The 8,812-nt window shown below is 72.3% G+C and carries 8 protein-coding genes; 3 read left to right on the top strand and 5 right to left on the bottom strand.

Features of this window, described 5'->3' with window-relative positions:
* Positions 1-24: 24 nt before the first annotated feature.
* A complete protein-coding gene (locus STRTUCAR8_RS14340) occupies positions 25-1,455 on the bottom strand; it encodes a PepSY-associated TM helix domain-containing protein (RefSeq protein WP_006376463.1) in 1,431 nt (476 codons plus the stop codon).
* A gap of 193 nt (positions 1,456-1,648) precedes the next feature.
* Here STRTUCAR8_RS14340 and STRTUCAR8_RS14335 point away from each other — a divergent pair, with 193 nt between their 5' ends.
* Entirely contained in the window at positions 1,649-2,290 is a 642-nt protein-coding gene (locus tag STRTUCAR8_RS14335; protein ID WP_006376460.1) for a peptide deformylase, read from the top strand.
* A gap of 78 nt (positions 2,291-2,368) precedes the next feature.
* Here the strand turns inward: STRTUCAR8_RS14335 and STRTUCAR8_RS14330 are convergent, their stop codons facing one another.
* A complete protein-coding gene (locus tag STRTUCAR8_RS14330) occupies positions 2,369-3,805 on the bottom strand; it encodes a dihydrolipoyl dehydrogenase family protein (RefSeq protein ID WP_006376456.1) in 1,437 nt (478 codons plus the stop codon).
* Between the two features lie 143 nt (positions 3,806-3,948).
* On the opposite strand from STRTUCAR8_RS14330, the gene trxA reads away from it, so the two are divergent.
* The gene (gene trxA, locus STRTUCAR8_RS14325) at positions 3,949-4,326 is read left to right on the top strand and encodes a thioredoxin (RefSeq protein ID WP_006376459.1); all 378 of its coding nucleotides are present in this window, start codon (positions 3,949-3,951) and stop codon (positions 4,324-4,326) included.
* A gap of 93 nt (positions 4,327-4,419) precedes the next feature.
* Here trxA and STRTUCAR8_RS14320 read toward each other — a convergent pair whose 3' ends face one another.
* The 3 genes from STRTUCAR8_RS14320 to STRTUCAR8_RS14310 all read right to left on the bottom strand — a co-directional run bounded on the left by STRTUCAR8_RS14320 (position 4,420) and on the right by STRTUCAR8_RS14310 (position 8,116).
* Positions 4,420-5,865 carry an aldehyde dehydrogenase family protein gene (locus tag STRTUCAR8_RS14320; protein WP_006376461.1) on the bottom strand — a complete coding sequence of 482 codons (1,446 nt, stop codon included), beginning with the start codon at positions 5,863-5,865 and terminating at the stop codon, positions 4,420-4,422.
* Between the two features lie 224 nt (positions 5,866-6,089).
* A complete protein-coding gene (locus STRTUCAR8_RS14315; RefSeq protein WP_044472199.1) occupies positions 6,090-7,124 on the bottom strand; it encodes a LacI family DNA-binding transcriptional regulator in 1,035 nt (344 codons plus the stop codon).
* 299 nt (positions 7,125-7,423) lie between these two features.
* Positions 7,424-8,116, bottom strand: a complete 693-nt coding sequence (locus tag STRTUCAR8_RS14310; RefSeq protein ID WP_006376462.1) for a TetR/AcrR family transcriptional regulator — start codon at positions 8,114-8,116, stop codon at positions 7,424-7,426.
* Between the two features lie 119 nt (positions 8,117-8,235).
* Here STRTUCAR8_RS14310 and STRTUCAR8_RS14305 point away from each other — a divergent pair, with 119 nt between their 5' ends.
* Positions 8,236-8,793: an NAD(P)H-dependent oxidoreductase gene (locus STRTUCAR8_RS14305; RefSeq protein ID WP_006376457.1), complete on the top strand. Its 558-nt coding sequence runs from the start codon at positions 8,236-8,238 to the stop codon at positions 8,791-8,793.
* Positions 8,794-8,812: the final 19 nt, after the last annotated feature.

The following is an 8,812-nucleotide window of genomic DNA, read 5'->3' as shown; positions in this document are numbered from 1 at the left end:
TCCTGTACCGCTCACCTCACGGCCTCACTGCTTCGCGCCGGCCCGCTCCCCGTACGTCCGGTTGCCCCGCCGGTGGTCGATCTCGCCCAGGATCACGTCGACGGCGATGAAGGCGGCCAGCGGAATGCCGAGCAGCGGAACGAAGTAGCCCACCACGGCCACGCCCGCCAACAGCGCCACGAGGAGCAGCGGGGGCACCTGCTGCCAGGCGCCGCGCGGGATCGGGCGGCCGAAGGCGGAGGCCCGGCCACGCAGCCACCACATGCGGTAGCCCCAGACGATGAGCAGGACCAGGGAGAGCGCGAGGGCCATCAGGACGAGCTGGTTGACGAACCCGAACAGGAGCCCGGTGTGGGCGTCGATGCCCCAGCGGGTCAGCTTCGCGAGCACCGGGTAGTCCGCGAACCGGAGGACGTCGAGGACCTCGCCGGTCGACGGGTCGACGGCGACGGCGTCCTGCTTCTCGGGCCAGCTGCGCTGCGTCTGCCGTACGACGTACGCGGAGGACTCGTCGGCGGGCGGGACGATCTCGACCGGGTCGCCCAGGCCCTCGGCGCGGGCGGCGGCCAGCACCTTGTCGAGGCCGACGCCGTGCTCGGCGGCGCTTCCGGCGCCGGCCGCCGCACCATGACCGGCGTGCTCACTGCCCGCGGCGGCCGAGACCGACGGGGTGGACTGGCCGAGGGAGGTGCGCAGGACGTCGATGTTGGCGCCCGCGTAGGTCGACCAGGTCAGACCGGTCGCGGAGAGGAAGATGAAGCCGGCCGAGGCCCAGACGCCGACGGTGCCGTGCAGACCGAGGGTGCGGCGGCGTCCGCTGGTGCCGCGTACCTTGCGCTGCGTGCGGCGGCGGGCGAACCACAGCACCAGGCCGCCGCCGGCTATCACCCACAGCCAGCTCGCGGCGAGTTCGCTGTAGAGGCGGCCGCTCTCACCGAGGTGGAGATTGCGGTGGAACTCGCTGATCCAGGTACGCAGCGGCAGCGCGCCCGACGACCCGTACTGTTCGAGCGCGCCCTCCACCTTCGCGGTGTACGGGTCGACGAACACCGCGAGCGTGTGGCCCTCGCCGACACCGGGGACGCCGGACAGCATGACCCTTGTCGTGGCGTCGTCCTCGGGCGAGGGGCGCACGGCCGCGACGGTGCCCTCGGGGTGCGCCTTGCGGGCGGCGGCCACCTGCTCGGAGATCGGCAGCTTGGTGTCGCCCACGGAGGACACGGTGAGCTCGTCGGCGTAGACGATCTTCTCGGCCTGGAACGAGGCCGCGTACAGAGCACCGCTCAGCGCGGCGACCAGCAGGAACGGGGCGACGAGCAGGCCGGCGTAGAAGTGCAGCCGCAGGACCAGCGGGCGGAGCGTGGCGGCGGGGGACGGCTTCGCCGGGGCGGAGGGTTTCGACGCGTCCGGTGAATCCGGGGATTCGTCCGTCGTGGTCGTGGGAGCGGTGGACATCGGCGGGCTTCTCCGGTGGGCTGGGGACGGGGAGCGGGGAAGGCGGCCGTGGGGGGCGACCGACTGCGAGCGGGTACGGCAGGGGGGACGGGTCAGTAGTCGGCCCGCCGGGCCGTCGAGTTCCCGGCCTCGCACGTGGCGTACGTCACACAGGTGGGCGCCGGGTGCCGGAGGTGCGTGGCATCCTGGCGCCATGGCAACTCCCCATGACCCGAGCTCCCTTGCCGACCGGGTCGAGCGACTCCTCGCCGCCGGCGGCCCGTTGCCGATCGTCGCCGCCGGCGACCCGGTGCTGCGCCGCGCCTCCGTACCCTTCGGCGGGCAGCTCGGCCCGGACCTGCTGGCCCGCTTCGTCGAGGCGCTGCGCGAGACGATGTACGCCGCGCCGGGCGTCGGTCTGGCGGCGCCGCAGGTCGGGGTGGGGCTGCGGATCGCGGTCATCGAGGACCCGGCGCCGGTACCGGAGGAGGTGCGGGTGGTGCGCGGGCGCGTGCCGCTGCCCTTCCGGGTGCTGGTGAATCCGTCGTACGAGGCGGTCGGTACCGAGCGGGCCGCGTTCTTCGAGGGCTGTCTGAGCGTGCCGGGCTGGCAGGCGGTGGTGTCCCGGCCCGCGGCGGTGCGGCTCACGGGCCAGGACGAGTACGGGCGGGCGGTGGACGAGGTGTTCACGGGGTGGCCGGCCCGGATCGTCCAGCACGAGACCGATCATCTGGACGGCACGCTCTATCTCGACCGCGCCGAGCTGCGCTCACTGTCCTCCAGCACGGCCATGGCGGAGCGGTGGGCCCAGCCGACCCCGGTACGGGCGGCCGAGGAACTGGGCTTCCCCCTCTGACCGCCCGACTCCTCGGACCGACCGACCTCTCCGACTGGCCGGCTTCCCCGACCCCCCGGCTTCTCCGTCCGCCGGTTCCTACTTCGTGTCCCGGAATGCCTCCAGGAGCCGCAGCCAGACCTCGCTGATCGTCGGATACGACGGCACCGCGTGCCACAGCCGTCCGAGCGGCACCTCGCCGGCGACGGCGACGGTCGCCGAGTGGATCAGTTCACCTACGCCGGGGCCTACGAAGGTCACGCCGAGCAGGGTCTCGCGGTCCAGGTCGACGACCATCCGGGCACGGCCCCGGTAGCCGTCGGCGTACAGGCCGGCGCCGGCCACCGAGGAGAACTCGACGTCGACCGCGCGTACGCGGCGGCCCGTCTGTTCCGCCTCGGCGAGGGAGAGACCGACGGACGCCGCCTCCGGGTCGGTGAAGACGACCTGCGGGACGGCGCCGTGGTCGGCGGTGGCCGCGTGGGCGCCCCAGGGGTCGGTCTCCAGGAGCGGTACGCCGGCCGCGCGGGCCGTGATGGCCGCGCCCGCGATCCGGGCCTGGTACTTGCCCTGGTGGGTGAGGAGGGCGCGGTGGTTGACGTCGCCGACCGCGTACAGCCACTCGCTGCCGGTGACCCGCAGGCTGTCGTCGACCGGGATCCAGGAGCCCGGTTCGAGGCCGACCGTGTCGAGGCCGATGTCCTCGGTGCGCGGGGCGCGTCCGGTGGCGAAGAGGATCTCGTCGGCCTCGATCCGGTCGCCGGTGTCCGTGACCGCTACGACGGTGCCGTTCGCCCTGGTCACCGACTGGACCGACGTACCGGTGCGGACGTCCGTGCCCGCCTCCGCCAAAGCTTCGGCGACCAGTTCGCCCGCGAACGGTTCCATGCGGGGCAGCAGTCCCTTGCCGCGGACCAGCAGGGTGACCCGGGAGCCGAGGGCCTGCCAGGCGGTGGCCATCTCGACGGCGACGACACCGCCGCCGACCACGATCAGGCTGCCGGGCACCGACTTGGCGCTGGTCGCCTCCCGGCTCGTCCAGGGCCGGACCTCGGCGAGGCCCGGCAGGTCGGGCAGCTGGGCGCCGGTGCCCGTGCACACGGCGACCGCGTGCCGGGCGGTCAGCGTCCGCGTCGAGCCGTCCTCGCCCGTCACCGTCACGGTGCGTGGTCCGGCCAGGCGTCCCTGGCCGCGGTAGAGGTCGGCGCCGATGCTCTCCAGCCAGCCGAGCTGGCCGTCGTCCTGCCAGTTCGAGGTCTCGTAGTCGCGGTGGGCGAGGACCGCTTCGGCGTCCAGGGGGCCCTGGACAAGGTGACGCAGGCCGGGTACCCGGCGGGCGTCGGCTCGCGCGATGACCGGGCGCAGCAGGGCCTTGCTGGGCATGCAGGCCCAGTAGGAACACTCGCCGCCGACCAGTTCGCTCTCCACGATCGCGGTGGAGAGGCCGGCCGCGCGGGTGCGGTCGGCCACGTTCTCCCCCACGGGTCCGGCACCGAGCACCACGACGTCGTACACGTTGGATTCCGTTTCCGTCATGGGCCCAGTTTCCGTCATTAGCCCGGTCCGGTGGCCGGTGTGGCCGGTGGCGACACGGGTAGGGGCGCGGAATAGGCAGTGGCCGGGCCGTGTTGTGCGAGCGCCACCGGCAACGACCCGACAGCAGGAAGAGGAATCAGGTCATGAGCAGCACCGTGGAGCTCACCAAGGAGAACTTCGACCAGACGGTCACGGAGAACGAATTCGTGCTGATCGACTTCTGGGCGTCCTGGTGCGGACCGTGCCGTCAGTTCGCGCCGGTCTACGAGAAGGCCGCCGAGGACAACCCCGACCTGGTGTTCGGCAAGATCGACACGGAGGCGCAGCCGGAGCTGGCGCAGGCCTTCGGTATCCAGTCGATCCCGACGCTGATGATCGTCCGGGATCAGGTCGCCGTGTTCGCGCAGCCGGGCGCCCTGCCCGAGGCCGCCCTGACGGACGTCATCGGGCAGGCCCGCAAGCTGGACATGGACGAGGTCCGCAAGTCGGTCGCCGAGCAGCAGGCGCAGCAGGGCGAGTGACCCGACCGGGCCCGCGCCCCTGAATCAGGGGCGCGGGGAACCGCGCGATCAGCCACGACGGACGCGCCGCAGCCGACAACGCGCCGGATCGCTCTAGAAGGGGTACGGCGCCACATCGCCCCGCACGGTGGTCCACCGCACGTCGGTGAACGCCTCCAGGTTCGACTCCCCACCGAACCGCGCGCCGGTGCCGGACGCGGCAACCCCGCCGAAGGGAGCGACGGCCTCGTCATTGACCGTCTGGTCGTTGATGTGGACGATCCCCGTCGGGATGCGCTCCGCGAGGTCGAGGCCACGCGCGGTGTCACGGGTGACGATGCCGAGCGACAGCCCGTAGGGGCCGGCCGAGGCGAGCGCGGCGGCCTCGTCGACGGTGCTGAAGGGGCGTACGGGCGCGACCGGGCCGAAGACCTCCTCCGCGTAGGCGGGGGTCCGGTCGTCGGCGTCGGCGAGGACCGTCGGCCGGTAGAAGAGGTCCTCGTGCGTGCCGCCCGCCGCGAGTTTGGCGCCGCTCGCCGTGCTGGCCTCCACCAGGCCGTGGATCTTGGCGAGTTGGGAGCCGTCGATGATCGGGCCGAGGTGGACCTGGGCGCGGTACGGGTCACCTACGGCGAGGGCGTCGGCCTTGGCCGCGAGACGTTCGACGTACTCCCCGTACAGCGACTGGTGGACGAGGTGACGGCCGGTCGTCATGCAGATCTGGCCCTGATGGAAGAAGGAACCCCAGGCGGCGGTGGAGATCACCGCGTCGAGGTCGGCGTCCGCCAGGACGATCATGGCGGAGTTGCCGCCGAGTTCGAGGTGCGCGCGCTTGAGGTGACGGCCGGCCGCCTCACCGACGGCCCGGCCCGCCGCCGTGGAGCCGGTGAAGGAGATGACCGGCACCAGCGGATCGGCGACCAGTGCCTGGCCCGCGTCCGGGCCGCCCGGCAGGATGTGCAGCAGGTCCTCGGGCAGGCCCGCCTCGGCGAAGACCGCGGCCAGGGAGAGCCCGCCGCAGACCGCCGTGCGCGGGTCCGGCTTCAGGACGACCGCGTTGCCGAGCGCGAGGGCCGGGGCGACGGAGCGGATGGAGAGGATCAGCGGGGCGTTGAACGGCGAGATCACGCCGACCACCCCGACGGGCACCCGGCGGGTGTAGGACAGCCGGGGCGCCTCGGAGGGCAGCACCTGCCCGGCCGGGCGGGAGGCGAGGGCGGCGGCCTCGTAGCACTCCTGGGCGGCGACATGCAGTTCGAACTCGGCCTTGCCGGGTATGGAACCGGACTCACGGACGATCCAGTCGCGCAGTTCGTCGGCGTGCGCGGCGAAGAGGTCCCCCGCCTTGCGGAGCACCCCGGCACGGACGAAGTGCGGGGTGCGCGCCCATGCCTGCTGGGCGGTACGGGCGGCCTGGGCGGCCGGTCCGACGTCCTCGCCGGTGGCGAGCGTGACCGTACCGAGCGTGTCGCCGGTGGCGGGCTCGGTGACGGCGTACTCGGGGCCCGACAGGGGACGGACGGCCTGGGACTGCCAGGTCTTGGGGTCGAGCAACGGCATTGCGGCTCTCCGATCAGTCACCGGCGGGACGCGCGGAGCGACCACGGGTCCCGTTGTGGTTCGCGGCCGTTCGTCAGCCGCGGGGCGGGATGCGGTGATCCGGGGCGCGGCAGAGCAGCACGCGGCGTCCGGTGGTCGACGGCATCCCCACTGGTTGAGCGTGCAACATCCTAGTCACGCCGTACGGGAACCGCGCCGCCGAAGTCGCCGCATACGCAAGCCGTTCAACTGGAGTCGCGGTGGACGAGTGCCGCTCCGTGGACGTGGTGGGTCTCGGCGGCGGCGCCCGGGTTGCGCACGGCGCGGTCGACGAGTTCCGCGAGGTCCCGGCCGGCCGGGAGTTCGATGTGCACCGTGCTCAGTCTGGGCCGCAGCAGCCGGCCGAGGACCAGGTCGTCGGCGCCGACCAGTGCCGTGTCCCCGGGGACGGTGACGCCCGCGTCCTGCAGGGCCCGCATCAGGAGCATCGCGTACTCGTCGTTGAACGCGAAGACGCCGTCGAGGCCGAGTTCGGGCCAGCGGGCGGCGAGGCGGGCCGCGGACTCCTCCTCGTACGCGAGCGGCAGCACGGTCACCGAGGCGTCCGTGCCCTCCAGCGCGCCGCGCACGCCGTCGAGGCGGGGCTTGGAGAAGACCTTCATGCCCGGCTCGTCGGGCATGACGACGCCGATCCGGCGGCGGCCCCGGGCGTACAGATGCGCGCCCGCGACGCGGCCGACGCCGGCGTGGTCGATGAGCAGGCTGTGCGCGCCCTCGATGCGCTCGGTACCGAGCGTGACGACGGCCCGGGCGCCGGAGCGCTTGAGGACGGCCACACCCTCCGGTCCGATCCCGCCGACGGGCACGAGGACAGCGGCGGGCCGCAGTTCGGCCCAGGCCCGGGCCGCCTCGTCACCGCGGAGCCCCACCGAGGCGTACTGGACGACGGTGTAGTCGAGGCGGCTGAGCGCCCACTGGAGTTCGTTGATGAACTGGCTGTAGAGCGGGCCGATCGGCACGCTCGGCGCGGGCATCAGGACCATGCGGCTGTGTCCGGCCCGCAGGCTGCGGGCCGCCGCGTGCGGAACGTACCCGAGTTCCTTCGCCGCCTCGTGGACGCGGCGGCGGGTGGGTTCGCTGATCCGGACGGCACTGGTGTTGTTGAGGACGTAGGAGACGGTTGCGCGCGAGACGCCGGCCAGGCGTGCCACATCCGCGCTCGTGGGCACGGAGCGCGGCTGGGGTACCGCCGGGGCGGCCGAATTCGGTATCTGCACCATGACGTACGGCATCTTTGCAGAAGCTCGGGGCATAGTTTTGACCGGGGGAACTTCGCAATCGACCCGATAGCAAAGGCGGTTGACGAAAGCGCTTTAGGAAAGCGCTTTACCAATCCGCCTTTGAAAGATCATTTCCAGTTGCCCCGTGCCCGTTGGCCAACCGGTTCACAGCTGCTCACCGCACTGTCGCGCACCGAACGCGCTTTCCGGACAGGCGGGGTCAAGTCCCGGACAGGACGCATCGGTTGACCACCTCCGCACGCCGGAGCGCGACCGGCGCAATTGGCCGAAACTCGCGCTCAAAGTGACGGCGTTCCGCCCGCGATCCGGCCGACGAGGTCGATCCAGCCCGCTTCCAGGCGCGTCGACGGCATCCCGCACTGCCTGGTCAAGTGGTGGATGAGGGCCGGATCCAGATAACCCATCAGTGTTTTCGCGAGGAGTTCGCAGTCGGCGTCCGGAATCGCCTGACGCAGCAGCATGGTGACGTGGCCGGACCGGACCAGATGGGGTGCGGATGCGAAGCGGCGGCCCGGTTCGCCTTCGGCGGCCAGCTGCAGTTCCAGCTCGTCGAAGGCCCGGCGCAGTACCGCCACTCCGAACGCGCGCAGCCGCTCCACGGGCGGCGCCCCGGGTCCGAGCGGCGGCGGGCCGCTCAGGAAGGCGGCCTGGAGCTTTCGCTCCGAGTGGTCGAGCAGGGCCATCAGCAGGCCGGTGCGGTCCCCGAAGCGGCGGAACACCGTCCCTTTGCCCACCTGCGCCGCGGCGGCCACCGCCTCCATGGTCAGGCCGGCCACGCCGTGCTGCTCCACCAGCCGGCCGGCGGCCTCCAGCAGGCGGGCGCGGTTGCGGGCGGCGTCGGCGCGCAGACACGGCTCGTCGGCCTCGGCCTCGGGACCGACCCCGATGCCGGCGCCGGTCGCCAGTTCCAGCAGCAGGGGTTCCCCGGGCCGCCGCTGGGGCTTCGGGACGGGCGGCAGGGTGTCGGACATGAAGGAAGCGTAACGCGTCGGAGGAAAACTGGACCGCGGTCCGTTTCACTGGTAGAACTTTAAACGGACCTCGGTCCGGATCGTAACGACAATGTTTCAAACCCTCTGTGGAGTCCCCCATGTCTGTTCGTATCCTTGGTCTCGTCGGCAGCCTTCGCGCCGGTTCCACCAACCGCCAGCTCGCCGAGGCGGCCGTCAAGCACGCCCCCGAGGGCGCTGAGGTAGTGCTGTTCGAAGGCCTCGGCGACGTCCCGTTCTACAACGAGGACATCGACGTGGAAGGCAGCCTCCCCGCCGCCGCAGTCGCGCTGCGCGAGGCCGCCAACTCTGCCGACGCGCTGCTGCTCTTCTCCCCCGAGTACAACGGCACGATTCCGGCCGTCCTGAAGAACGCCATCGACTGGCTGTCCCGCCCGTACGGCGCCGGCGCCCTCTCCGACAAGCCGGTGGCCGTGGTCGGCACCGCGTACGGCCAGTTCGGCGGCGTCTGGGCGCAGGACGAGGCCCGTAAGTCCGTGGGCATCGCCGGTGCCAAGGTTGTCGACGTCAAGCTCGCCATCCCCGGCTCGCTGGTCCGTTTCGCCGAGACGCACCCCTCCGACGACGCCGAGGTCGCCGGGCAGCTGGCCGAGGTCATCGGCCTGATCCACACCGAGGCCACGTCCGCCGCCGCCTGACCGACGTAGCGACGCGGGC

Source organism: Streptomyces turgidiscabies Car8 (assembly GCF_000331005.1).
Lineage (GTDB): Bacteria > Actinomycetota > Actinomycetes > Streptomycetales > Streptomycetaceae > Streptomyces > Streptomyces turgidiscabies.
Note: the sequence above shows the minus strand (reverse complement) of the source record. Positions and strands in the feature narration are given on the sequence as shown.